General features: G+C 60.4%; 16 protein-coding genes and 2 pseudogenes. 10 read left to right on the plus strand and 8 right to left on the minus strand.

The annotated features are described in order from the left end of the window. Window positions 1–204: 204 nt before the first annotated feature. On the minus strand, window positions 205–396 hold the full coding sequence (locus FJ974_RS29290; protein WP_140537659.1) for a hypothetical protein: 192 nt from the start codon (window positions 394–396) through the stop codon (window positions 205–207). 779 nt (window positions 397–1,175) lie between these two features. Here FJ974_RS29290 and FJ974_RS29295 point away from each other — a divergent pair. Continuing rightward, window positions 1,176–1,409 carry a hypothetical protein gene (locus FJ974_RS29295; RefSeq protein ID WP_140537656.1) on the plus strand — a complete coding sequence of 78 codons (234 nt, stop codon included), beginning with the start codon at window positions 1,176–1,178 and terminating at the stop codon, window positions 1,407–1,409. A 141-nt stretch (window positions 1,410–1,550) separates the two neighbouring features. Here FJ974_RS29295 and FJ974_RS29300 read toward each other — a convergent pair. Beyond that, a pseudogene (locus FJ974_RS29300) lies at window positions 1,551–1,856 on the minus strand (helix-turn-helix domain-containing protein); the annotation flags it as partial. A 231-nt stretch (window positions 1,857–2,087) separates the two neighbouring features. On the opposite strand from FJ974_RS29300, the pseudogene FJ974_RS30500 reads away from it, so the two are divergent. Next, window positions 2,088–2,561, plus strand: a pseudogene (locus FJ974_RS30500) (ABC transporter permease subunit); the annotation flags it as partial. 391 nt (window positions 2,562–2,952) lie between these two features. Continuing rightward, window positions 2,953–3,774, plus strand: coding sequence for an ABC transporter permease (locus FJ974_RS29310; RefSeq protein WP_181177262.1), 822 nt, complete (start codon window positions 2,953–2,955; stop codon window positions 3,772–3,774). Window positions 3,775–5,186: 1,412 nt separating this feature from the next. On the opposite strand, the gene FJ974_RS29315 is transcribed toward FJ974_RS29310, so the two are convergent. Continuing rightward, a complete protein-coding gene (locus tag FJ974_RS29315; protein WP_140537651.1) occupies window positions 5,187–5,390 on the minus strand; it encodes a CsbD family protein in 204 nt (67 codons plus the stop codon). Between the two features lie 368 nt (window positions 5,391–5,758). Here FJ974_RS29315 and FJ974_RS29320 point away from each other — a divergent pair, with 368 nt between their 5' ends. Next, complete coding sequence (locus FJ974_RS29320; protein WP_226891676.1) at window positions 5,759–6,004, plus strand: hypothetical protein; 246 nt, start codon at window positions 5,759–5,761, stop codon at window positions 6,002–6,004. A gap of 172 nt (window positions 6,005–6,176) precedes the next feature. Here the strand turns inward: FJ974_RS29320 and FJ974_RS29325 are convergent, their stop codons facing one another. Further along, complete coding sequence (locus tag FJ974_RS29325) at window positions 6,177–6,674, minus strand: hypothetical protein (RefSeq protein ID WP_140537649.1); 498 nt, start codon at window positions 6,672–6,674, stop codon at window positions 6,177–6,179. A 155-nt stretch (window positions 6,675–6,829) separates the two neighbouring features. Between FJ974_RS29325 and FJ974_RS30505 the strand changes: the two genes are divergently transcribed. Then, complete coding sequence (locus tag FJ974_RS30505; protein ID WP_226891710.1) at window positions 6,830–6,970, plus strand: DUF1194 domain-containing protein; 141 nt, start codon at window positions 6,830–6,832, stop codon at window positions 6,968–6,970. 97 nt (window positions 6,971–7,067) lie between these two features. Here the strand turns inward: FJ974_RS30505 and FJ974_RS29335 are convergent, their stop codons facing one another. Both FJ974_RS29335 and FJ974_RS29340 read right to left on the minus strand, forming a co-directional pair. Continuing rightward, window positions 7,068–7,445 (minus strand): hypothetical protein, encoded by a 378-nt coding sequence (locus FJ974_RS29335; RefSeq protein ID WP_140537646.1) that lies wholly within the window; start codon window positions 7,443–7,445, stop codon window positions 7,068–7,070. Between the two features lie 42 nt (window positions 7,446–7,487). Further along, the gene (locus FJ974_RS29340) at window positions 7,488–7,940 is read right to left on the minus strand and encodes a YybH family protein (protein ID WP_140537644.1); all 453 of its coding nucleotides are present in this window, start codon (window positions 7,938–7,940) and stop codon (window positions 7,488–7,490) included. A gap of 399 nt (window positions 7,941–8,339) precedes the next feature. Here FJ974_RS29340 and FJ974_RS29345 point away from each other — a divergent pair, with 399 nt between their 5' ends. The 3 genes from FJ974_RS29345 (at window position 8,340) to FJ974_RS29355 (ending at window position 15,400) form a co-directional block, all read left to right on the plus strand. After that, window positions 8,340–8,549 (plus strand): hypothetical protein, encoded by a 210-nt coding sequence (locus FJ974_RS29345; RefSeq protein WP_181177265.1) that lies wholly within the window; start codon window positions 8,340–8,342, stop codon window positions 8,547–8,549. Window positions 8,550–9,091: 542 nt separating this feature from the next. Next, entirely contained in the window at window positions 9,092–12,421 is a 3,330-nt protein-coding gene (locus tag FJ974_RS29350) for an AAA family ATPase (RefSeq protein ID WP_140537641.1), read from the plus strand. A 354-nt stretch (window positions 12,422–12,775) separates the two neighbouring features. After that, window positions 12,776–15,400 (plus strand): EAL domain-containing protein, encoded by a 2,625-nt coding sequence (locus tag FJ974_RS29355; protein WP_140537709.1) that lies wholly within the window; start codon window positions 12,776–12,778, stop codon window positions 15,398–15,400. Between the two features lie 1,051 nt (window positions 15,401–16,451). Here FJ974_RS29355 and FJ974_RS29360 read toward each other — a convergent pair. Together FJ974_RS29360 and FJ974_RS29365 are read right to left on the minus strand one after the other, a co-directional pair. Further along, window positions 16,452–17,780, minus strand: a complete 1,329-nt coding sequence (locus tag FJ974_RS29360; protein WP_140537638.1) for an aspartate aminotransferase family protein — start codon at window positions 17,778–17,780, stop codon at window positions 16,452–16,454. Between the two features lie 98 nt (window positions 17,781–17,878). Continuing rightward, entirely contained in the window at window positions 17,879–18,856 is a 978-nt protein-coding gene (locus tag FJ974_RS29365) for a LysR family transcriptional regulator (protein WP_181177261.1), read from the minus strand. Window positions 18,857–18,973: 117 nt separating this feature from the next. Here FJ974_RS29365 and FJ974_RS29370 point away from each other — a divergent pair, with 117 nt between their 5' ends. Beyond that, entirely contained in the window at window positions 18,974–21,421 is a 2,448-nt protein-coding gene (locus FJ974_RS29370; RefSeq protein ID WP_140537635.1) for a GcvT family protein, read from the plus strand. After that, window positions 21,418–23,883, plus strand: coding sequence for a GcvT family protein (locus FJ974_RS29375; protein ID WP_140537633.1), 2,466 nt, complete (start codon window positions 21,418–21,420; stop codon window positions 23,881–23,883). The genes FJ974_RS29370 and FJ974_RS29375 overlap by 4 nt, the downstream gene beginning before the upstream one ends. The last annotated feature ends 59 nt before the right edge of the window (window positions 23,884–23,942 follow it).

A 23,942-nucleotide genomic window follows, 5' to 3' on the forward strand; every position in this document is an offset into this window, starting at 1 on the left:
TTAGAAAATGTTTCACACTGAGGACTTATCAGTTGAGGGATAAGACGTTCGTCTCGCGCGCATTGCGACTGACGGGCGAGACACAGGTATCCGGGGGAACAACCCGGGCTTTCCGCTGTTCCCGAGTACCCTGCCGCGCACGTTGCCAATTTGCGCATCCAGGCTACTCCAGTACTGCCCGTCGCCTCCGGTCGGCGGGCTTTTTTATGCTTTTGAGAGCGCTGCCTTTATCTCGTCCAGCGTCTCGATGCCGTTTTCAAACAGCATCATGATCTCTGCCGCCAGGGTATCGCGCTCGGGGCTGTCCAACGGCAGATCGGCTCCAAGCTCCTTAAGCGCCTCGGTAAGCATCGCAAGCTGTTCCGGTGTGGCAGAACCGTTGTGCCGCATCTTCATCGCCCTGAGCCCTTGTTACCGCCCGAATCGGTTCACCCCAGCCACTATTTTGCCCCTGATCGACATTTGCAAGCGGCCCTTACAGGAAACATAAAGCACGGGAAAGCATTGCTTTTTCCATGTTGAGACATGTTGATCGGCAAGGAAATTGCTTTTTGAGCTGCGTAGCCTGATTTTCGCAGCGATGGAATTTCGCTTCGGATCGTTCAGAACCGCCAGGCAGCGCAGACGGCTTGGTTGACAGTGCCTTTCCTGCATTGTTGCCATAGGCCAATGTCGGCTTCGCTGAATTAAACCAATCGGGTGTTCGCTGATCAATGGCTGCAGGTGGCGAAATCGCGATTTAGAGCGTGGTCGTCGCGAATGTCCGCTTAGGCCGTGGCAAAGCTGGCATCAACGGCCGGCATGAGGCGGGATGACCAATAAAGGAGCCGAGCCTTTCAGATGCTGGCGTCGTTAGCTTGCGCCGGCACCTGTAGAACCCTGGTTTTCGTCAAGCTCTTCATGAAGCCGACTTATTGCCTCGACGAGGGCATCCGCTGCTTCGCGGTCCAAGGCAAGGTCTAATAAGCCGCCCGTCGTCCGAATGGAGAGGATGCCAAACGCCCCCTTCTCATCCTCAACCGTGGTTACGTGGAACTCGGTCGGCACGAAAGGCGCATCTCTTTCACTTTGGCGCATCGTTCACCTATGTTAAGGGGAACGACAATCGCGCAATCGGATTTCGTTTTCAAGCGACTGCAGGTCGTAGATGCCGATCACATTGTTGGAGATGAGAGATGAACACTGACGAGATGCAAGCCATTGCCGACACTCTGATGCGCGTCGTTACGCCGGACATGAAGCCCAAGCAGCTAATGAAGGCCGTTAAGAAGCTGCATCCGAATGCCTCAAAGAGGGGCATCGCCAGGGCAGCCTTCTATTCGATCATCGCCCATGCTGAAGAAGATCAAGGTAAGGCGAAGAACCTTCAAGCTTTCGCGATAGCCGAGCGGGTCGGCGAAGAAGCATAGAGTGCCGCCGACTGTGGAACTGTGATCAGAACAGAGACCGCTCAACCGGAGGCTGCTGCGGAAGCTCTGTGTGTCAGGCTTCTCGACCAAATCGTGGGTTTCTCCGGCATTTCCCGAGCTAGACAGCCAACCCACTAGCGGCTAAATTGCTGGACCCCGATGCTGAAAGAATTGCAGGAATAGTTCCCGCTCGGTGGTGATGTCGAGCTTCTCGTAAATGCGGCGACGGTGGTTCTTCACCGTACCGACGGTGATGCTGAGCCGCTCGGCGATTTTGGCGGTCGGATGCCCGGCGAGGATCAATTGCACCAGCTCGCGCTCGCGCCGCGATAGCTCCGGCCACAGGCTTTCCGGAATGCTCGGCTGCTGCTGAGGCGAGGCGCCAGGGCCGGTTGGCGCCGAGGTGCGGGAAAAGTCGCTGCCGTGCGCCTTGATGTCCAGCGCATCAACACCGTGACGGATATCGTCGTCGCGATCGTGCAGCCGGCTTTCCGCGCGCTTTCGGCCGTGCTCGATGCACCGATGCGGGCTACACGTCTGGTCCTCGTCTGGTTGCCGTGGCCGGCGGTAATGCTGGCTGTCGCGGTACTCGCCTCGAAATCGAGTGGTGCGAAGCTCGCCGCCTTTGCCGTGCTGGCGCTCGCCTACATCCTGCTTGCCGGCTACTGGCCGCAAAGCATGAGCACGCTGTCGCTGGTGCTGCTGGCCGTGCCGATCTCCGTTGCTCTTGGCTTTTGGCTTGGCGTGTTGGGTCATGGCAGACCGGGGCTGCGGCCGGCACTGCTCGGCGCACTCGACCTGATGCAGACCGTGCCTGCCTTCGCCTATCTTATCCCGCTGCTTCTTTTGTTCGGCTTCGGCCCTGTGGTCGGGCTGATCGCCAGCGCCATCTACGCGACGCCGCCGATGGTGCGCAACACCATGCTCGGGCTCGACCGCGTGCCATCCGATATCAGCGAGGCCGGGCTGATGAGCGGCTGCACGCGCCGCCAGCAATTCTGGCAGGTCGAAGTGCCGACCGCACTGCCGCAAATTCTCGTCGGCCTCAATCAGACGACGATGGCGGCTCTGTCGATGGTCATCGTCGCCGCCATCATCGGCGGCTTCGAGGACATCGGCTGGGAAGTGCTGTCGTCGATGCGCAAGGCCGAGTTCGGCCAGAGCATCCTGTCCGGCCTGGTGATCGCGCTGCTCGCCATCCTCGTCGATCGCCTGACGATCGGCTTTGCCAAGGAACGACCGACCGGACCGACGGCCGCCATGACATGGATAACCGGCCGCAGGTTGGCGATGTTCTTGCTGCTTGCCGCGGCGCTGTCGATTGCCATTCGTGTCTTGTGGCCTGACGAGAGCTTGCTGCCTGCCAGTGGGCTGCGCATGCAGGTCGGCGGGGTCAATCAATGGCTGCTCGGCCTGGTGCGCGATTATGCCTGGTTCTTCGACGATGTGCGCAACAGCGTCCTCTATAGCCTGCTGCTGCCGCTCAGGATCGGCATTTCGGGAGCCGACACCTGCGCTCTGGGGCTTTGCATTATCGGCGTCGATGGCGGCTGGATATTGCGCGCTCATCCTGGCCGCCGCCGCGCTATCGACACGCGGCTTCGGGTGGCGGGCCGGCATGGTCGCGCTGGCGGCCGGCCTGATCCTGTTCACCGGCTTCCTCGGTCTGCCTTGGCCGGTCTTTATCCTTGGCGTCGCCTTGCTTGCCTCACAGGTGGCAGGTATCGGACTTGGCCTTTTCGCGCTTGCCGGCTTTACCCTGATCCTGGTCAGCGGGCTGTGGCCCCAGCTTATCCAGTCGCTCTACCTCTGTACGCTGGCGGTGCTGCTGTGCCTGGCCATCGGCGGTGCGCTAGGTGTCTGGGCCGCCTACAGCGACCGCGTCTCGCGCATCCTGAAGCCGGCCTGCGACGCACTGCAGACCATGCCGCAATTCGTCTTTCTCATTCCGGCGCTGATGTTCTTCAAGGTCGGGGAATTCACCGCGCTGATCGCCATCATGCTCTATGCCATCGTGCCGCCGATCCGCTACGTCGAACATGGCTTGCGGCATGTGCGTGTCGATGTCGTCGAGGCGGTCGAGCAGATGGGCGCGACCCCGACACAGACGCTGCTCCACGCCAAGCTGCCATTGGCGCTGCCGGTGGTGATGCTGGGGCTCAACCAGACCATCATGGCGGCCTTGTCGATGCTCGCCATTGCAGCGCTTGTCGGCACCCGCGATCTTGGGCAGGCTGTCTATGTCGCGCTCGGCAAGGCCGATGCCGGCATGGGTCTGATCGCTGGCCTGTCGATTGCGTTTCTCGCCATACTGGCCGACCGCATAATGCAGGGTTGGGTTGGGAAGTCAGACCTTGGTGCTTGATCAGCGTAACGGTCAACCCAGCCTCAACGCTTCAGGCTCATCCGCTGCAGCAAAAACTGCGCCGGCCGATCGCGGCCGACCTGATGATCCGCGCGGGAAAAGCGGTCTGAGGCCATCGGGAAATGAACACTGAAACGTCGTCGCTGGCGGCCCGGCAGTCCGTTGGGGTGGCGTTGGGTTGACCGCCGGGCCTGACCGATCCGGGGATACGAATCGGCTGAAGCAACCGTAATATTAGTGAACCTGCATCAAAACCCGAACTGGCCGGTTTCCACCAGCTTATGTGCCATTTCGGGAAAGAAAGTTGGTATCCAGCTTGCGACGCATTTTCGGCCGGTTGATCCCGGTCCTGATTGCGCATTGTGATCAGGTTGCAGGCTCGCCGGGCTTGAGGCTGTTGGGGTCTTCGCCCGGCGAGTTTTGCTCTTCGGTGTGCCTTCCGACACAGACGGTCATTAGACCGAAGTCTAACCGGAGCACATAGGGGTCTGCGCCGAAACTGGCACCGGACCTTGGAGTTAACAGCCGCCGGCGGCCAGAGGCGTCCCCTCTGTCGTAGGCGCTTCGAAAAGCGTGGCGAGGATCAGTGAAATGCCCATATCAGACGAATTGCGGGATGTAGCGTTGACGTTCGCGTGCCCCAGTTGCGGGCAGCAGATCACACGGAAAGGCTCATGGTTGAAATCCATTTCCAGGTTCAGGTGTGATCGATGCGAAGCCAAGGTGAGGATCGGCTATCCCGACAAGGTCGCGATTTTCGAGAGGCACCAACAGCAACGTCGGCGGATACTCACAGCCTGATTGCCCCAGGGTAACCTCCCCGATCTGGTGCCGGCCATCTACCCTGCCCAATTTAAGTCTCCTCCCAAAAATCCCGCAGCGTGGCGTGGCGAAGCGTCTCCTCGCCCTTAACGGTTCTCACGAGCCCCGCCAAGGCCAGGTTTCAATCATTCGGCTTTGCCTTTCTTCCTCCCCTTCGGCGGCGACACCGCTGCCTCGACTATGGAATATCTAGACTAGGGGTTGTTGTCGAATCGGAGTTTTCTGATCCTGAGCTGAAGGAACGGGTATCCCTTTAGTTGAATACCCCCAAACGCGGTGACAACCCAACTAACCAAGGCCATTGCCGCCGCAAGCGCCGCTGGCACGCTTACATCAGTTCGGCGGTATGCCCATGACGCCTGACCGGCAGATAGAGGTCGGTGACGCACCAAGCGCTTGCCCCGGTGAGATCGAACCCCAGCAAGCACCTCATCGTGCCATGACCAAAAACATATCCATGGGACTGACACCCCAAACCAGATGCGAAAGAAACCTCTGCATCTCCCTCCCCCGCAGGAAGCATCATGCAACCTGCGAGCGATAGCAAGCGGCCCTAGCTCCGCTGCGCTCGCCAACCTGCCGGCTAGTGATTACCAGCCCTGCATGTTGTACCAGTCATCGACATCGCGGCGGACGCGGTCCTTTTCGAGGCCATAGCGTTCCTGAATTTTGCCTTCGAGCTGGTCGCGCTTGCCGGCGATGCGGTCCAGGTCATCGTCGGTGAGCTTGCCCCACTGTTCCTTGACCTTGCCCTTCACCTGTTTCCAGTTTCCTTCGACGCGGTTCCAATCCATGGTCTGTGGTCTCCTGTTAAACACAGCAAGCAAACGGGCGCTCTGCCGCGAAGTTCCAACGGAAAGCTTTTCTCGAAATCGCCCGGTGGTGCTACCGCCTTCGTCATGAGCCAACCGCCGCATTAGGTCGGCTCGTCGAGCAGCGGCGTGATGCGTCCGGTTGCTCATGCACCCAGTTCCAGCGGCTCGTGCCCCCGGCTGCTCGTGCCAGATGACTTGCCGCAGATCGCGCGTATCGACCTGCTGGCCGCAGGGCGCGCCGCCGCCGAAGAAGGAAAAGGCCGAATGGCTGAAGCCTGGCCCTTGTCGGTCGGGTGAAGTTCCTGAAGGCGAGGAGATGCTTCGCAACGCCTCGCTATGGGAAGGCTTTGACGTTCCAAACGCTGGTCGACGGTGGCATGAAAGTGACAGCGCATCGCCAGACCAGCCCGTGCCATCACAGCCAGGTGCTCGACCTGGTGAAGCTCCGCGACCGTTTCGTGCCAGACGCGCCGGCAATGGAATGCGATCTGAAGCCGAAGCTTCGGTGCGCCAGATGCGGCGGCAAGGCAGTCGGCGTCATCTACACGCCTGACATTACGCCGACCGCCGCGGCGGTAGGAAGAAGCCCATGAAGGGCGGCCCGGCGGCCAACTAATCTTGGGGAGTGATAAGCCGCCGGGCCTAGGGGGGACACCTAGGACGGGGAGAACCCGTCCCAGCATGATCCCGTTTGCGGCAGTTGGCAATTGCATAGCACCATATGCGGTTTTTGCCCGATGTAGACGCCATGTTCGTGACGGGAATTCAGTTGCGGGACACGGCACGCAATCGGTCAGCTTCATCATCGTATGCATTGAGCCAACCATGGACTGCCGCCAGTCTAACGTCGCGCGGCACCTTGGCAATCATCTTATCAAAATCCAGGATATGGTCCGGCCCCCCGGAAAGGGCTCGTCGTCGGTCCCAAGCTGACCTGCCAATCTCGAAAGCTTGTTCCGCTGACATTTCCACATTTGACCCGTCTTGAGCCAGGAGGGCTCGTTGCCACCAAATCCTGGCACGTTGATGCCCTTCCTCCAGTGCAATCTTGTCCCTACGTTCCTGATGATCCAGGCTCGCCGGTTGTCGCCAGTAGCCGGCCAGTCGCTCGGACTCGTCGCGGCTCAGGCCGACAAAGAGCTCGTTGCCGGCGTGGTCGACAACAAGTCGACGTTGCGCAGAAAAGGTTTGTCGCAATTCAGCCGGCAAATTTAAGGCGTTGCTCATAAGCCGCAGGATGGCGCAGCGTTCGAGCGCGCGCAAGCAGCCTCACTTAATGAGATGCCGCCGCCCTTGGCGAGGGTAGCGGCGGCCATAGTGTGCATTCGGCCACGGCGGGCGCCAGGATGCGATAGGCTCAAGTCTGGTGGTAGGAAGCCTTGGACAAACTTCCTGTCAGGCCGCTTCAGAAATCAATCGTGATCAACGGCCTGCCAATCGGTCACGCCGTTGAAAATGGCGAGACTATTCCGGAATGTTACGAGCGGCACGTTATCGGAGGACCTGGCTCCTTCATGGTTACTGCCAATAGCGCCGCCTCAGCGGGCAATCACATATAAGCTAGCGAGAGAATTGGCATGGTTCTCGCCGCCGATCGACGTGGCGAGCTTTCCTCCCATCTGATTGACCGCGTCCTCCGGCTCGAAATCAGCCCAGTCAGGCCGAAATGATCGCCCATAGCTGCGTCACCCCCATCGCAAGAACGAAGATGATGCTTACTCCGATGAACAGCACCACAGGTATCTGCTTAAGGTGATCGCCGAAGCGGCTAGCCGAGAAGTCCTCGACCGCATCGTCCAGCATTGCCTTTAAGTCATCCATGGCAGCCTTGGCTGCCAAGACACCATAAACTGTGACTGCGACCACGATCGTCGCGAGCGCGACCCTGGCGGCTAGTCCTGCTGATGGTCCGTACGCCAGTATCGCGACCATGTTCGCGATACTGGCAAAAAAAATGATCGCATAAATCTGCGTCAGATGGGCAAGTCGCGCGGCCGCCGTCATCAAGTATTGGTCAACCGTGAGTTTCGCCATGTGCTCCTCCTGCAAATGACCTGCTTGGGCACCAGCTATCCATCATTTCCCGGAATCGGAGTTCCATATGTCCCGGTAGAGCTTCCAGCCGCCGTCCTGTCCTTTCTTCCAGACCACCACGTATTTCCCGGCTTCATCCACCAACTTCGAATCCTTACCCGGTGCCTTGACGGAGAAAGTCCCAGACTCATATGCAAAACCCCCGCTTTCCTGGACCTCAAGCGTGGTGAGCTTGAGCTCCGATATGCCCATGTCGATCGCGCCCTGCCATAGTTTCTGGATATTCTGGCGGCCGTCGACTCGCGCCGTATCTGGCGGGAATGCAGCCGCGTCCTCCGCGTACTTCGATGCAACCCCAGCCGCATCCTTACTGTTGTATGCTTTCACGAACTCTGCATTAGCGGCTTCGATCGCTTCTTTCGCGGACTGGGCCTGGGCAGATCCGAGGCAGAGGGACGTGAAAACAACGACCAGCAGACAATGATTGAAAGTCATCTCATCCTCCCGTGTTCCGGTCTCTGGTTACTAGCTTCTCCACCGTGGAGACCAATAGTTTTGCTTCCGCGATTACGTCGATGGAGGGCAGACCGGCTCCGGCCAGCAACGATATTGCGGAAGAACCACAGAATTGGCTGGGCAAACCAGGAGCACGACTGCGCCGAAGTCCAGCGCGCCACTGGCACTGCCAGGGGACGTGGCGGCCAATAAGGGTGCCAATATCGGCGAGGCTCGGGCCGAGGACCCCTACGCTCCCAAACTGAAAGACGAAGGCGGCACGAGTGACGAACAAAACAGCAAGAATGGTCCAGCGGTTTCGCACTGGCATCCTCCAACTACCGCGCCTCGCGCGGTGTGCTCTTATTATATATTAGCAGAATGACATGTAAAACCAAGATGAAGCACCGGTTCGCACTCGGCGATCCGGTCATCGAGCCTTCTGATCGGCCCGACTTCATCAGACGTTTTGTCGAAGGCGCTCGCAATCCTTGGTTCGTGCAAGTGAACGAGCGCAGCGCACGGGTGCTGGTAGGGCTTGGCGACCAGGTAAACTGTCTCGGCGTCTTCTGTACCCTTGTTACCGCATCCACCGGCCATTCCGCTTGACAATGCAGTCTGCTCGCCAGTTCTCCGCGAGTCTTCGGACTTCGTCGGGAGAGGCGGCGCACTAATCCTCTGCAAAGGAAAACTCCCTTTTTTGCAGCCAGCGCTCGAAATAGCGCACTGTCTCGTTGTGCTTTCCGGAAAAATCATGGGCGGGAAGCTCAAGTGCGTGTCGCCGGTCGGCGAGGAGCTGAACCTCGCGAAGACATCCCGCCCGCGCGATGCGCGGATGGTGCCGCCGTCGTTATGAAGGTCCGGCGGTTGGAAGAACCGCGGGAGATGATCCCGGCGAGCGCATGGCCTTTGGCGAAAGAGCGCTTGCGCCAATTCCCGGTTGGCTGAACCGGCGATGTCCGGTGTCGGAGGGAGGCAATCGATGGAACGACCGCCTGCCAAAAGCTGGCCACGCCGCGATACTAGGCCGAACTGAAAGCCGCGCTTCTTCGAGTGGGACCTCCAGCTTCGATCCGAATCTACAGCATTCTTCTGGCATCTGAGCTAATATATTGCGGCTGAGGAACCGAATTCAGCCTTGGGAGAGCTGTGTGGACGTTGCCGCTTGGTTGCGAGGCCTCGGCCTCCAGCAATACGAGCAGGCATTTCGCGACAACGCGATCGACGCGGAAGTCCTGCCGGAGTTGACCGATGCCGACCTCGAGAAGCTCGGTATGCTCCTCGGTCATCGCAAGCGATTCCTCAAGGCGGTAATGACGCTGGGGCCGTCGTCAAGACATCCCGACGCGAGCACCGATGACATTGCGGCTCAGAACCGCAGCCGGGAGCCAAGCGCAGAGCGTCGACAGCTGACCGTCATGTTCGTGGATCTCGTCGGCTCGACGGCGCTGGCGACGCGTCTGGATCCCGAGGATCTGCGTGAGATCATCGGAGCGTATCACCGCTGTGTCGCCTCTACGGTCGCCCGCTTCGGCGGCTTTGTCGCCAAATATATGGGCGACGGAGTTTTGGTGTATTTCGGTTACCCGCAGGCGCACGAGAACGCCGCCGAGCAGGCGGTGCGCGCTGGCCTTGCTCTCGTCGATGCCGTCAGGCGACTCCCGCAGCCCGAGCCATTGCGGGTTCGTATCGGCATCGGCACCGGACAAGTCGTCGTTGGCGATCTGATCACCGCCGGCGAAGGGCAAGAGCGCGGCGTCGTGGGCGAGACGCCGAACCTCGCCGCCCGCCTGCAAGCTCTCGCAGAACCCGGAGCGGTCGTGATCGGGCCGCAAACGCGGCAGCTGGTCGGCGATCTTTTCGAATATCGCGATCTTGGCGCCCTCGAGGTGAAAGGCTTTCCGGAGCCGATTCATCCCTATCAAGTGATTCGTGAGAGTGCTGTCGAAAGCCGGTTCGAGGCAATGCATGGGACGATGCCGACGCCGCTGGTCGGGCGTGAGGAGGAGGTCGACCTGCTGCAGCGCCACTGGCGGCGCGCGAAAAGTGGTGAAGGTCGTGTGGTGCTGCTCTCAGGCGAGCCCGGCATCGGAAAATCGCGCCTCACTCTCATCTTGCAGGAGCGGATCCAGAACGAGCCACACACCCGCTTGCGCTATTTCTGTTCGCCGCACCGTCAAGACAGCGCGCTCCACCCGATCATTGCGCAGCTAGAACGCGCTGCCGGGTTGGAGCGCGACGACCCGCCTGAGACGAAGCTGGATAAGCTTGGCGCCCTGCTTGGGCCGGCCTCGTCGGAGGATGGGGCGCTGCTGGCTGAGCTGCTGTCGTTGCCGACCGACGGCCGTTTCCCGCCTCTCCAACTGGCGCCGCAGCGTAAGAAAGAGAAAACCTTCAATGCGCTGCTCAGGCAGCTCGAAGATCTGGCGCGACAAGGTCCAGTGCTGATGCTCTTCGAGGATGTGCACTGGATCGACCCCAGCTCGCGCGAGCTGCTTGACCTAGTCATCGAACGGGTGCCGCGCCTGCCGGTTCTGCTTCTCCTCACCTTCCGCCCCGAGTTTCAACCACCGTGGATCGGGCAGTCGCACGTCACGGTTATGGTCCTCAATCGGCTCGGTCGTCGTGAAGGCGCCGCGCTGGTCCAGCGGGTCGTCGGCACCGCAGAGCTGCCGAGCGACGTGGTCGCGGAGATCATCGAGCGCACGGATGGGGTGCCACTGTTCGTCGAGGAGCTGACCAAGGCGGTGTTGGAGAGCGGCAACGCAAAGACGGTGCTCTCACGAGCTGCCGCCACGGCGTTGAACGTTCCCGCCACGCTGCATGCCTCGTTGATGGCGCGGCTCGATCGCCTCGGCTCAGCTGTTAAGGAGGTCGCACAAATCGGCGCGGTTCTCGGTCGGGAGTTCTCCTACGAATTGCTGGCAGCAGTCGCACAGCGAAATGCCGCTGAGCTAAATGACGCACTGGATCAACTCGTCGGCGCTGGTCTGGTGTTCTGCCGCGGGACGCCGCCACTGGCCACTTACCTCTTCAAGCATGCGCTCGTTCAGGACGCAGCCTATGGCACGCTGCTGCGCGCTAAGCGCCAGGAGCTGCATAAGTGTGTCGCAGATGTATTGGAAGAAAAGTGGACCGAAATCACTGAAACGCAACCCGAGCTCCTCGCGCACCACCTTCAGGAAGCTGGGGATTGGGCAGGCGCGCTCGATTACTGGCAAAAGGCGGGAGTGGCCGCCGTGGCCAGAGCTGCCATCAGGGAAGCCGTATCGCACTTTGCCAGTGCTATTCACTGCGGCAGGAGAGTTGGCGATGTGCTCGGCGGCGCCGAACGGATGACACGTCTCCACCTTGCAATGGCCAATGCCTTGATGCAGGCTGAAGGGTATCGTTCTGAGCGCCTTGGGAAGACGCTTGAAGATGCACGTCTTGCTGCCGCGAACACTGCATCGGTCGAATTGCAATGTGACGTTGCGCTTTCATCCGCTCCATTTTTTTATGCCACTGGGCGCAATCACGATTACCTGACCCTGGCGGAAAAGCAGCTCGCAGACTGTGCCGATCTCCTTCCGCCGGCCTATCTAAGCGGTCTTTGGGCAACCAAGGGGATGGCTCATTATAGCCGGGGAGAACAACCGCAGGCAGCTGAAGCTTTGCGGAATGGCTTAGATTTGATTGATCATATTGACCCAAATCGGGGTATCTTGTTCGATCAACTCCGTGTCGCTGCCCAGGAATATTTTAGCGAATCGCTGATCATATTGGGTTTCTTTGACGATGCGGTCGAAGAGAAAAAGCGCCTAATTCGAAATTCTGACCAGGTCGATAAGCCTTTCGAACTCGCGTGGCGTCTTCTCGGGCTTTGCGAATTGTGCGCGCTACTTGGTCAATACAAGGAAGTCCTTGAGAACGCTACGAAGATTGTCGAGATTTGCGAACTGCATGGCTATACGGCGCGTCGAAGCAGCGGCATTAGGTGGCGTGGCCATGCCCGCTCGCATCTAGGTGAACTGGATGCCGGCATCGATGACGTCCGGGAGAGTTTGGTTATTTGGCGTGCGCACGGCGTCGTATTTCATACCCCTGAGAAAGCATGCGAACTTTGTGATCTTCTCGTGCGCGCGGGTCGCATCGAAGAGGCATCGCAGATGCTTGATGATGTCGATACGCTCGTTCTCGATACGGACGAAGCGAGCTACCTGGCAGAATGCATTCGCCTTCGTGGCCAAATCGCCGCGGGCAGAGGTGACCTGACGGGTGCCACACAACTATTCGAAACGGCAATTGCCACTGCCTGTCGGCAGCAAGCGAGACTCTTCGAGCTTCGCGCCGCAACGCAACTGGCACCAGTTCTGGCACGTCAAGGTCGTGTCCATGAGGCTGCGACGCGTCTGCAAGCGGTGGTCGACACATTTAACACTAGGTATCCAATCGTCGACCTCATCGCAGCACAAAGGGCCCTGGACGCCCTGAGCCCTTGAGGTCGCACCATCTGCGTCGACTCCGACAAGCTGGCGTCCAATTACCCGCGTCAGCCGGAAGGACCGCGACGGACAGTTTGTCGGGCAAAAGTTGTTGGGAGGCCACTACGAACCCATCGCGCCTGGCCTGGTGCCCGCGCTTGGCGCGACACGCGCTTCCGACCGTTTCGCTTTCCTCGTTGATCAATCGTCCGGACTGGCAGATCAGCGTCGATCTCGAGGGGCCCTTTCTAAATTTTGAGCAGAGGAACCAACATTCGATTAAGTCTGCTGCTATACTCTGCACCGGTCGGAATGTAGGCCGACCGAGATTCCACCTTGCCATTTGCCATTCATCAGCGCTCCCGCACCTTGATGACCTGGACCAGTCTTCCGGCAGCGATTGCCTTTGTCGTGCTGCTGATTGCGGGAATTTTTGCTGACCGTCAAAACAGTATCGTTGCCGAACAGGCATTGCGCGTTGACGTTGCGAAGGAGATGAACCTCGTCCGCGCCAATCTCGAGGGCAATGTCAATGGAGACCTTCAACTGGCGCGTGGTCTGATCGCGACGATCGTTACCGAACCGAATATGAGCCAGGCCCGCTTCGCCAAGCTGGCAGAGAGCCTCTTACGCGAGAAGACAAGCGTCAGAAACATTGCCGGTGCCCCCGGCCTGGTCATCTCGTTGATGTATCCTATGGAAGGCAATGAAAAGGCCGTTGGATTGGACTTTCGCAAAGACGAAAAATTTCGTGAAGCGGCACTTCGGGCGCGCGATACCAAACAACTGGTTTTGGCCGGGCCCGTAGAGCTCAAACAAGGAGGCCAGGCGTTTATCGGCCGATTCCCTGTCTTCCTTGACCAGGACCGCCCTACTGAGACATTCTGGGGCATAGTGGCTGCCGTGATCGACGTTCAGAGGCTCTATGAAGACAGCGGTCTTTTAGACAAGAAATTGTCGATCGAGATCGCTCTGACCGGCAAGGACGCTCTGGGACGAAGCGGCGCGCGATTTTATGGTCCCGCGCGCGTGGCGGAAGACAATCCCGTCACGGCCGAGGTGCGGTTGCCGACAGGATCGTGGCAGATTTCCGCCGTTCCCAAGGGTGGCTGGAACGTCACGCCCCGGAACGCATGGATTTTGCGATTTACAATGCTCATCGGCGGCGCTCTGGTCGTGGTTCCGATTCTCATTGCTGGGCGGCTTTTCGAACAACGGCATAAGCATTACACCGATCTGCGCCGTAGCGAACGACGGCTTGCACAGCTTTCAGAGAGGCTGGAGCTTGCGCTTGATGCTTCGCAAATCGGCGTCTGGGAACAGGATCTCGACTCGGACATCATATACTGGGACGACCGCCTGAACGAAATCTATGGAAAACCGGCAGATGGCAAACCGAGGACCTTCGATGAGTGGGCAACATCGATCCATCCCGATGATCTTGAACAGGCTAAGCGGGATTTCGTGCAGGGGGTCGCGACCGGCATATATTCTTCGGAATATCGTGTAAGGCTTCCCAACGGAGTTATTCGACATCTTCGCGCGCGTGCCAAAAGTTACAAGGACGATACCGACCACAAAATGGTCGGAGCGGAATGGGACGTGACGGCGGACGTGGCCCTGACGCGGGAGTTGGAACGAGCAAAGAACCTCGCCGAAACGAGGAATGCGGAGCTAGAGGCGGCGACGGCGCGCAATGAGCATGCAGCGCTTCACGATTCGCTGACCGGCCTTCCAAATCGCCGCCACCTCGACACCGTGCTCGATGCTCACGCCGCCACAATGTCGACGGCTGGCAGCGGTGCCGCACTTCTGCATCTTGACCTCGATCGCTTTACACAAATCAACGACACGCTTGGCCATGCGGTCGGGGACGCCGTGCTGATCCATACCGCGAAGGTGCTGAAATCGACTGTTGGGTCGGCAGACTTCGTTGCCCGAGTCGGAGGCGATGAGTTTGTCGTAGTCTGCAACCGCGACATCTCAATAGACCAACTCAAGCAGTTGGCCGATCGGATCATACAGAGATTGCGAGAGCCGGTTCCCTATAAGGACCACCAGTGCCGTATTGGGGTCAGCATCGGGATCGCAGTCGATGCGGGCGGTCCTGTCGACGGCCCACGCCTGATGGTCAACGCGGACATAGCTCTCTGTCGGGCCAAGGGCCGGGGACGCAATCGGTATGAGTTCTTCACCGAAGATCTCCAGTGTGAGATCGTTCGGACTAAACGGGTGGCCGATGAGATCCTCGGGGGGTTGGAACGCAACGAATTTGTTCCGCACTACCAGCTGCAGTTCGACGCGAAAACGCTAGAGGTTGCCGGCGTTGAGGCGCTGGCGCGCTGGAACCATCCGATCAACGGCCTTCAGCCGCCAAGCGGGTTCCTGAAAATTGCGGACGAGTTGAATGTCGTTTCGATTATTGACCGACTGATACTCGAACAAACTCTCCGCGATTTTGATCAGTGGCAGAAAGCCCAGCTGTTGGTTCCGCGCGCGTCGGTGAACGTCTCTGCAAAACGGCTGCAGGACGAGGAGCTGATCAACAGCCTGATTTCACTCTCAATAAAACCTGGAACCGTTTCGTTCGAGCTTCTTGAATCAATCTTCCTCGACGATAATGATGAGCTTATGGTCTGGAACGTGAACCAGATTAAGGAACTTGGAATCGATATCGAAATTGACGATTTTGGAACCGGCCACGCCTCGATTGTCAGCTTGCTCAAACTTCAACCGCGACGGCTTAAAATTGCACGCCAGCTAATTAGTCCAATCGCCGAGTCAGCCCAGCAGCGCGAGGTCGTAGAATCGATTGTGCAGATTGGCAGGTCGTTGGGAGTGGAGGTCATCGCCGAAGGTGTCGAGACAATGCAGCAGGCCAAGATCCTCAAGGATTTGGGCTGCGACATCTTGCAAGGCTATGCGCTCAGCCGACCGATGAGCGCACGAAAGATCATGGAGTTTTTAAGCAGCCGGCGAATGCGCGCAGCATCCTGAGATCGACGCACGGGTTTATTAGGCCTCTCCTAGGGATTACCCCCAACCCGCGGCTCCCGCACGCCGCGCCGACGTGGCTTTGCGCCCCCCCTGTTAATCAACTCACCGATGTTCCATTGACGGATGATTGATTAAGCGCAGGCGCAACAAAGATCGGCAACGCTGCATGAGGGCGATTATCTGGAGAATTCGCTCACCGGTTCACGGGAGTCTGAACCATCAACTTGACTACCGCTGCGGTTGCCGTAGACGAGATACAGGACCAGCCAGAAGTATACAGCTTGTAGAAGCAGCACTGCCACAATGGCCCAGCAACAAGCGACCCACATGGAGCCGGTGGCGGTGTAGACCCACGTCGCCACCGTGCAAACGGTCGCAACCATTCCGACCAAAAACCGCGGAAAATACATTTCCCAGCCCATGCCCCAACGGAAGACAGGACGTGTATTTCATTATTTTAGAATGTACGCAAGTGCGACCCATTGACCTTGCCCATTGCTCCACTCGTAACCGTCTGGTGGACGTTCGATAGACTCCAGCATCAGCATCGATTGCAATTTTTGAGGCAAGGCCTAGGTGCGGTATAGGCAACCAGCCACCGAGTGCGAAATAGCGCTTTTGCCGACGACCAGACGTTCGCCGAAGAAGCGCTGCCTCGTTGGACGCCGCTAGCTTCAAGTCGTCCGCACTCGCGATAGATGGGATGTTTCGGACGCGCTACGGCCCGAGACTGATCGCCCCGCAGTCCTGCAGTTTCAGGTAGCGACTGCATCGGCGTCTCGCTATCCGGCAAATACATCGCAGGAACCGATGCGTTCCGCGCCGGTTTACCACCTTGCGGCGCAGCGGCTCGAAAGCTTGTGCTCTGCCGGTCTGCAGCCAGCCGCGCTGACGCCCAGACGGGTCAACGCGGCGTTTGATGGCCACGGTTAATGCCGAAGGCCACTACTGGGTCATCATCCCGGTAACCCGCAACGACCCTGCAGGCAAGTTGATGACTGTGCTGCTACTGACCCTCGTACAGACGCTGCGAGAACGTGACGGTCGGTCATCAAGATGTCGCGGTCCGGAAGCTACGAACGAAGCTGTCCACCACCTCATCGAGATCGGCCATCGATAGGCAGAGCGGCGGGCACATCCTGATTACGTTGCGGTGGGGGCCCGAGCGGCTCGCGACCAGGCCATTTTGCCGGGTCGCTTCGAACACCTTCAGCGTTGCTTCGGGCGCCGGTTCCTTCGTGGCCTGGTCCTTCACCAACTCGATTGCGAGCATCAGTCCCTGTCCACGGATATCGCCGATCAGCGGGAAATCCTTCCTGAGGTCCTGGAGTCTGTCCTTTAGCGCGCCACCCACCGTGGCCGCATTCTCCTGCAGCCGCTCCTCGCGTATAACCTTGAGCACCGCGCGTCCGGCCGCACAGGCTACAGGGTTGGCGCCGTAGGTGTGGAACAGGAATTTGTCCGCCATCGACTCCGCCACCGCCCGTTTGGCGATAACAGCGCCGAGCGGGATGCCGTTGCCGATGCCCTTGGCGACAACGACAATGTCGGGAACGACGCCATGCGTTTCAAAAGCCCAGAAGGCATTGCCCGTGCGTCCAACGCCGGATTGCACTTCATCGATGATACATACGCCGCCTGCCGCCCGCACGCGTTCGAACGCGCCGGCAATATAGCCGGCGGGCATCGGTACGATGCCGCCATAACCCTGCACCGGCTCGATGATCATGCCGGCCAGCCGTCCGCTGGTCGAGGTGGCGATAGCTCGCTCGACTTCGTCGAGATATGGCTCGAGACCTTCACCGTGGACGCCGCGATACTGGTTGGGCTCGGCCACGAACGTGACCCCACCAAGTTGTAGCACGGGATGGCGAAACCCCGCTATACCGGTCACCGACTGCGCGCCAAAGGTAGCGCCATGATAGCTTGAGGCAAGCGCCAGCATATCGATGCTACCTGTGTGCGAGCGCGCCATCAGAAGCGCAAGATCGATCGCCTCGGCGCCGCTGTTTGTGAAATGCACGACCCAATCGTGACCGGCCGGCATTGTCGCGACCAGTTCCTCGGCATATTGGGCCGGAACCGGATGGTAGAACATGGTTGTGCAATGCGTCAGTTCGCTTACCTGCTCGGTGGCTGCCTTGACCACCTGAGGATGGGCGTGCCCGACCGAGATGCACAGGTTCATGCCGAGCAGGTCGATATATTTGCGGTCCTTCTCGTCCCAGACATACTGGCCCCTGCCCCGCTTGAGGATCAGCGGCTCCTTGTAGGGAACGAATTTGCGCTGCGAGGCCGAGTAGAAACGGTTGCGCCGATCGACGATGGCATCGGTGGACCAATCGATCTCCAGAGTTGAATGGACATGCGGAGCGTTCATGCCGTGTCTCCAATGCTTCAAGTTTCTCAGATTGAAACCACGGAATGGGCGGCGCGCACACCGCCAAATTTTCCTATCAGGATAACTGATGAAGCCGATTAGCTGTGCGATGAAAGGCGGTCGACCGTATAACAGTCAGCGGGAAGGCCGGGCAGTCGGGTGCTGATCGCGTGGGTCAGCACTTCCGTTGTGCGTGCGGCGAAAGCCTCTGGCAGGTTTCCAAGTTCGCGCTCGCGCGCCACCAGCAGGATGTTGCGCGACAGTCCGGTGAACGGCAGCCGGTGGACGTCGATCTCCATTCCCTCTGCCAAGCCGTCGATGAGCAAGGTCGGCGTCAGGATCGCAAAGCCCATGCCGGCGGCAACCGGCGCCATCACGACGCTGGATCGGTCGCCTTCCATAGCACGCGGAATCTCGATGCGCAGGCGGCTCAGATGCTGGTCGACGCGCAGGCCGACGGGTGTCTCGCGCGAGAAGCGTACGAAGGCGAGCTTCTTCGACAGCTTGACGATATCGCCGACATCGCCGGCAAATCCTTTTGGCGTCACAAGCAGGAACTTCTCAGTCATCACCGGATATCGCGTCAGCCCTTCGATTTCGAACAGCTCGCCGGACGTGACGGCGAGATCGGCGCGGCGGGCTCGCAGCAGGGCGACATGGTCGGTCGCAAGGCCCGCGAACAGGCTGAGTTCGGGTATGCCGAAGTGCTTGCGGGCTAGGACTGAAAGCTCTGGCGCCAGCGTGGTTGCGATTGAGGCCAGGAGCGCGATGCGCAAAAGCGGTAGCGGCGCGGCGTTGACGCGGCGTGCGTCGGTGCGCAGGCCCTCGACTTCGGCCAGTATGGCGACGGCGCGGCGATGCAGCGCGATGCCGGCCTTGGTGAGCTCGATCGGGCGCAAATTGCGGTCGATCAGGCTGACGCCGAGCGCGCTTTCCAGGTTCTTCAGATGCTGTGAGGCCGCCGATTGGGTCATGCCGAGCATCTGCGCCGCTTGCGTGACATGCCTGGTCTCAACGATGGCGACGAACACTTCGATCGACCGAAAGAGATTGAAATCGAAACTGCCGCTCTTCACCCGCAACTCCGACTGTGACGCTTCATAAGTTTTCCTAATGTCGCGAAATTTGGGTTGAGCGCAAGCGGCTTGGCGGGAGATTGTGGCGTTCGATCCAGCGAAGGTGCTCCCACAAGGATGAATGACAGCGCACGAATCGTGATCATTGGCGGCGGCCTCATTGGCCTCGGCATAGCGTTTCATCTTGCCAACCTGGGAGTGAACGATGTCGTCCTTCTGGAGCGCCACCAGCTGACTAGCGGCACCTCTTGGCATGCGGCCGGAATTGTCGGCCCGTTGCGTGCCAGCCTCAACCTGACAAGGCTCGCGCAATACGCTACTGAGCTGTTTCCCCGCCTCGAGGAACTGACCGGACAGGCGTCCGGTTACAGGCGCACCGGCGGGCTGTGGCTGGCGCGTCGCCCAGAGCGCATGGACGAGCTGAAACGCATCGCGCATATGGGCGATGTCTGCGGCTTGACGGTTGCTATGGTCGACCGGGGCGGCGTGGCGGAGCGAGTGTGCGGCATCGTCGCGGACGATGTCGAAGGCGCGCTGTGGGTCGAGGAAGACGGCCAGGCCAATCCGGTCGATATTTGCGCCGCCTATCCGAAACGGGCCCGCGCGGCTGGCATCCGCATTCTGGAAGGAGCCGCTTGCTCGGGCATCTTGATCCGCAACGGCCGGATCGCCGGCGTCAAGCTGGCCTCCGGCGTCACATTCGATTGCGAGATCCTCGTCAATTGCGCCGGCGCCTGGGCGCGCGAGATCGGCGCTCTCGCCGGTGTTCCCGTGCCGTTGCAGGCCGTGGAACACATGTATGTCGTGACCGAGCCGATCGCGGGCCTGCAGGATCCATTTCCCATACTGCGCGACCTCGACGAGGGTATCTATATCAAGGGCGATTCCGGAAAGCTGGTGCTGGGTGGGTTCGAGCCGAACGCCAAGCTCTTCGACGTCCGAGGTCCGGCCGGCGATAGGCCGTTCCTCGAACTGCCGGAGGATTGGGAGCAGTTCGAGCCATTCATGGCGGCGGGACTGAACCTGCTGCCGGCATTGTCTCAGACTGGCATCAGGCATTTCATGAACGGGCCGGAGAGTTTTACGCCCGACACGAGGCCGCTCATGGGCGAGTCACCCTATTTGCGCGGCTTCTATGTGGCCGCCGGCTTCAACTCGACAGGTATGATGTCCTCGGCAGGCGCCGGCAAGGCCATGGCCGAGTGGATCGTCGACGGCGAACCTGGGCTCGATCTCTGGTCGCTCGACATCGCGCGCTTCGACCGTTCCGCGGCAGCGCGCTCCTTTGTCGGCGCCAGGATGGAAGAAGCAGTCGCAGACCTGTTCCGCATGCATTGGCCCTACAAGCAGCCGATGGCCGGACGTGACGTGAGGCGCTCCGCCTTTCACCGTGCGTTCGCCGAAGCGGGTGCTGTATTCGGTGCGCCGACCGGCTGGGAGCGGCCGCTCTGGTTCGGTAGCGCGGAAACACGCGGTTATTGTGTCGGTGCGCAGAAATGGTGGAACGCGGCAAGGGCAGAGGCCCAGCGGATGGCTGCAGGTGTCGGCCTGTTCGAGCTTTCGCCGTTCACCAAGCTGGATGTGCGCGGACGCGATGCGGCCACGCTGATGCAATGCCTGTGCACAGCCGATATCGACAGGCCTGAGGGCCACGCCGTCTATACGCAGATGCTGAACGCGCGGGGCGGCATCGAGGCCGACGTGACGGTCGCGCGGGTCGGAGAGAACGCTTTCCGCGTGATCTCCGGCGCGGCGACAAGGCAGAAGGACCTTGCCTGGATCAGCCGGCATGCCGAGGATTTTGGCCTCAATGTTTCGGTCTTCGACGCTACGTCCGCGGAAGCCGTTCTCGGCGTCATGGGGCCGCGCTCGCGCACACTGCTGCAGAGCCTGACCGATGCCGATCTTTCCGATGCGGCGTTTCCGTTCTCGACCTCGCGCCACATCGATATCGGCACCGCCACCATCCGGGCTACGCGCGTCAGCTTTGTCGGCGAGCTCGGTTTCGAGCTCTATGTGCCGGTCGAACATGCCGAGAGCGTGCTGGCGATAGTCGCCGCCGCGGGCGGTGCTCATGGCCTGGCCTATTGCGGTCACTACGCGCTGGACGGTTGTCGGCTGGAAAAGGGCTATCGCCACTGGAGCCACGATATCGGGCCGAAGGATACCCCGCTGGAAGCGGGCCTTTCCTTCGCAATTTCCTGGAACAAGGATGATTTCATCGGACGCGATGCGCTGCTGAAGCAAAAAAGCGAAGGTGTGCGGCGCCGGCTGATGCATTTCGCCGTCGATAGCGCCAATCCCTTGCTGCTGCATGACGAGCCCATCTATCGAAACGGCAGACTGGCCGCACTGACAACCTCAGGTGGTCTCGGCGGTCGCACGGGCCTGAGCCTTTGCCTGGGCTACGTTGCCTGCGATCCGGACGAGACGAAGATGCAACTGCTGGCCGGCGAATATGAGATCGCGGTGGCTGGAACACGCTACAGGCTGCGACCACTCGACAAACCACCCTATGATCCAACCGGGTCGCGCATGCGCGCAAGCGCGGAGCAAAACTCATGAGACAGCAGGCCCGCGTGGTCGTTATCGGCGGCGGCGCCATGGGCGTGTCGCTGCTCTATCACCTCGCCAAGCGAGGCTGGAGCGATGTCATGCTGGTCGAGAGACAGGAGCTGACTGCAGGCTCCACCTGGCACGCGGCAGGGCTTTGCACGCATTTCGCCCATAACGCGACGATCATGGAGATGCGCGCGCATTCGGTGCGGCTTTACCGCGAGATCCTGACCGAGGAGACCGGGCTGCCGACCGGCTTCCATGCCAGCGGCGCGCTGCGCATTACCCGCTCGAAGGAGCGCATGGACGAATTCCGCCATGTGCAGGGACTCGGCCGGTTCGTCGGCCATGATTTCCATATCCTCAGCCCCGGCGAGCTCAACGAAATTTATCCGCTCTGTCACACGGACGGGATCATCGGCGCCATCTACGAGCCCAATGACGGCCATGTCGACCCGACTCTGGCGACCAATGCCATGGCCACCGGCGCGCGTTCGCGCGGTGCTGAGATCGTGCGCCACAATCCGGTGCTGGGGATCGAGCGCAAAGCATCCGGAGAATGGCTCGTCCGCACCGAGCAGAGCGACATTGTCGCCGAGCATATCGTCAACGCGGCCGGCACATGGTGCCGCGAAATCGGCACCATGTTCGGCATCGACCTGCCTGTCGTGCCGATGCTCCATCAGTATGTCGTGACCGACACGGTTCCAGAGATCGCCGAGCGTACCGCCGGGGGCGCCAAGGAACTGCCGATCATCCGTGATCCGGAGGAGAGCTGGTACCTGCGCCAAGAGCGCGACGGCTACATCGTCGGCCCTTACGAAAAGTCGGCCCATCCTTGGGCGATCGACGGCGTGCCGCCCGAGTTCGGCATGGACTTGCTGCCGCCGGATCTCGATCGCGTCGAGCACATCATCACGCTTGCGATGGACCGAGTGCCGGCGCTTGCCAATGCCGGCATCAAGACGGTGGTGAACGGTCCGATCACCTTCACGCCGGACGCCAATCCGCTGATCGGTCCGGCCTTCGGTCTCGGCAAAGCTTGGCTCCTCACCGGCTCCAGCATGGGCGTGATGGAGGGCGGCGGCGCCGGCCGCTTTCTCGCCGACTGGATCATCGACGGGTCGCCGCCGAGCGATGCCTTGGCCATCGATCCGCGCCGGTTCGGCAACTTCGCCGACCGGGACTATCGCATTGACAAGGCGATCGAAGGCTTCGGCATGCAGTTCGGCATCCACTATCCCAACGAGGAACGCGAAGCGGGCCGCCCACGCCGCACGACGCCAGCGCTTGAGCTTCAAAAAAGCCAAGGCGCGGTGCTGGGCGCCGCCTATGGCTGGGAGCGGCCGAACTGGTTCGCCGTCAAAGGCGCCGACCGCGATCCGCCGCTCACCTTCCGCAAACCCGGCTGGTTTGACGCTGTGCGCGGCGAGTGCCTTGCGGTGCGAGATGGCGTCGGCGCCATCGACCTTTCCGCCTTGTCAAAGTTCGAGATCAGTGGGCGTGGTGCTGATGCCTTCATGAGTTCTCTCGGCTCCAACCGGCCGCCTGAGCGCCATGGCCGCCTTGGGCTTGTCCACGTGCTGACGGCAAACGGTGGCGTGGCATCCGAATTTACCGTGACGCGTCTTGGTGACGGCGTGTTCTATCTGACGAGCGCGGCGCTTGCGGAACGGCATGATGAGGATCTGCTGCGCGCGCGCGCAGCGGCCTTCCCGGGCGTGACAATCGACAATGTCACCGAAAGGCGGGGCGTGCTCGCCATCATGGGCCCTCGTGCTCGCGACCTCCTTGGAAAGCTCTGCGAAGCCGATCTGTCAAATCCAGCCTTCCCCTGGCTTTCGGCCCAGATCATCCGCGTGGCGGGCATCAAGGCAGCCGCGTTGCGGGTGTCTTACGCCGGCGAGCTCGGATGGGAATTGCACGTGCAACTCGCGCAGTTCGGCAAGCTCTATGAGGCGATCACCAAAGCCGGAGTGCAATTCGATTTACGCCCGTTCGGCATCTACGCGCTGAACGCGATGCGGCTGGAGAAGGGCTATCGCAGCTGGGGTGCCGACTTAACCACCGAGCGTACGCCGCTGGAGGCCGGGTTAGACGCGCTGGTCAAGACGGACGGCCGGAAATTCGTCGGTTGCGAGGCAGTGCTGGAGCGCGTCGGCAAACGCTCCTGGTCAATGGTCATGCTTGAGATCGAGGACGACGGCGCGAGGCTTCCTTTCTACGCCCATACGGTGATCCAGGCGGGCCGCCCGGTAGGCATCATCACCTCCGGCGCCCATGGCTTCCGGACCGGTAAGACCATCGCCCTTGCCTATCTGAGGCCCGGTGTTGTGGCGGAAGGTCTGACCGTCTCGATCCTCGGCAAGGAACTGTCGGCGGTGGAGCTGAAGAAAGCTCCTTACGATCCGAACAATCTGCGGCTGCGCGGCCTGCAGGCCGATGCGCCGGTTGCCTTCATGCCCGCTTGATCAGGGAGACAAAAATGGACAAGGACGCGACGGTCGACGCTCCAGCACCACGAAGCGGG

Source organism: Mesorhizobium sp. B1-1-8 (assembly GCF_006442795.2).
Taxonomy (GTDB): Bacteria; Pseudomonadota; Alphaproteobacteria; order Rhizobiales; family Rhizobiaceae; genus Mesorhizobium.